At 66.4% G+C, this 1,110-nt stretch carries 1 protein-coding gene; it reads right to left on the bottom strand.

What is annotated here, in order from left to right; all coding sequences use genetic code 11:
* Positions 1-1,110 (bottom strand): IS30 family transposase (locus ACWD11_RS35180; RefSeq protein WP_451287974.1); only part of this gene is annotated, 1,110 nt, incomplete at both ends.

The raw sequence follows: 1,110 nt of genomic DNA, 5'->3' as shown, positions 1-1,110 counted from the left end.
GTAGTGAGCGTAGCTGCTCCTCGAAGACCTCGGCCGGTGTCTTCCAGCCGAGGATCTTGCGGGGTCGGTTATTGATTGCCAGGGCGACGGCTTCGAGGTCCTCGGCGGACCACCGGGACAGGTCGGTGCCCTTTGGGAAGTACTGACGCAGCAGCCCGTTCGTGTTCTCGTTCGTGGGTCGTTGCCAGGGCGAGTGCGGATCGGCGAAGAACACCTTCGTCCCGGTCTCGAGCGCGAACTGGGCATGCCCGGAGAGTTCCTTTCCGCGGTCCCAGGTCAGTGTCTTGCGGAGCTGCTCAGGTAGCTTCGTCATCGACACCGTCAGGGCAGTGTTCATCGCGACGGCACCGTAACCGCCCAACGCCGGGCCGTTCTTCACGGGCGGCACCTCGCCCCAGCCCCTCATCCTCGGCAGATGCACCAGGAGGGTGGATCGGCTGCTGCGCTCGACGAGCGTGCCGATCGCGGACCGGCCCGTCCCGATGATCAGATCGCCTTCCCAATGCCCTGGGACAGCGCGGTCTGCGGCCTCTGCCGGACGTTCACTGAGGACGACATCCGCGGTGACATGCCCTTGCGGCTTGTTCCGTGACCTCAACCGAGGCTCTCGAAGCGCCCGCCCGGTGCGCAGGCAGGCGACCAGCTCCCGCTTGAGCGCACCACGGCCCTCGATGAACAACGACTGGTAGATCGCCTCGTGGCTGATGCGCATGGACTCATCATGGGGGAAGTCGGCCTTCAACCGGTGCGAGATCTGTTCCGGGCTCCATGCTGTCGCCCACCGCCTGTCTTGCCGGTGCGGCTTGTTCAGCCCTTTCCACGGAGGCGTCTGCGGTCCTGCGACCACCGTCCCGTCAGGCTGGTGAACGTTCCCCGATAACCTCTCCTGCACGTACTCACGCAACCGGTCGTTGGCCAGGAGCTTCGCGCTCTTCGGGCGCTTGGCCGCCTGCTGAGCCTTCCACTGGGCGACCGTCGCGCGGTACTCCTGCTTGCCGCTGCGCGTGGCGGCGTTGCGGCGCAGTTCGCGAGAGATTGTCCCGGGGGCACGCCCCAGCGCGCGGGCGATCTCGCGCACACCCTTGCTCATCGCCCTGAGAATCGCGATCT

It is taken from the genome of Streptomyces sp. NPDC002776, assembly GCF_053592195.1.
This window is presented reverse-complemented; position numbering and strand designations above follow the sequence as displayed.